The 851-nt window shown below is 69.9% G+C and carries 2 protein-coding genes; both read left to right on the top strand.

Annotated features, from left to right (window positions below; translation table 11 throughout):
• Positions 1-309 (top strand): AtuA-related protein (locus ACOADB_RS24675; protein ID WP_420281265.1); only part of this gene is annotated, 309 nt, incomplete at its 5' end.
• 5 nt (positions 310-314) lie between these two features.
• A partial coding sequence (locus ACOADB_RS24670) for an acyl-CoA dehydrogenase family protein (RefSeq protein ID WP_378605085.1) occupies positions 315-851 on the top strand: 537 nt, incomplete at its 3' end.

The following is an 851-nucleotide window of genomic DNA, read 5'->3' as shown; positions in this document are numbered from 1 at the left end:
TCCGGGGACAAGGGCGGCAACGCCAACCTCGGCCTCTGGGTGAAGAACGACGGCTCCCCGAAGTACGCGGACCGCGTGCAGTGGCTGGCGAAGATGTTCAACCCGCGCAAGGTGCGCGAGCTGGTGCCGGAGGCGAAGGACCTCGACCTCGAGGTCTTCGTGCTGCCGAATCTCGGCGCGATCAACATCGTCATCCACGGCCTGCTCGGCGACGGGGTCGCCGCCTCCACCCGGTTCGACCCCCAGGCCAAGGGCCTCGGTGAATGGGTCCGCAGCCGGATCGTCCACATCCAGGAAGGTTTGGTCTAGTCGGCATGAAGTGGACTGAGGAGCGCCAGGCGCTCAAGGAGTCGGCGACGGAGTTCGCGCGCCGCGAGATCATCCCGGGCCTGCAGGAGTGGGAGGACGCCGGCGAGCTGCCGCGCAGCCTCACCCAGGCCGCTGCGAAGGCCGGCATGCTCAGTGTCGGCTACCCCGAGGACGCAGGTGGCGACGGCGGCGACCTGCTCGACGCTTGCGCGCTGCAGGAAGGCCTGATGGACGCTGGTGCGTCGGGCGGCCTGATGGCGTCGCTCTACACGCACGGCATCTCGGTGCCGCACATGATCGCCCACGGATCGCCCGACCTGGTCGAGCGCTACGTCCGGCCCACGCTGGCCGGCGAGCTGATCGGATCGCTCGGGATCACGGAGTCGGGCGGCGGCTCCGACGTCGCGGGCATCACGACCAAGGCCGTCCGCGACGGCGACGACTACGTCATCAACGGCGCCAAGACGTTCATCACCTCGGCCGTCCGTGGCGACTTCGTGGTCACCGCGTGCCGCACGGGTGGCCCCGGCCACGGCGGCCTG

It is taken from the genome of Nocardioides sp. CPCC 206348 (assembly GCF_048654705.1).
In the GTDB taxonomy this organism is placed as follows: Bacteria; Actinomycetota; Actinomycetes; order Propionibacteriales; family Nocardioidaceae; genus Nocardioides.
Note: the sequence above shows the minus strand (reverse complement) of the source record. Positions and strands in the feature narration are given on the sequence as shown.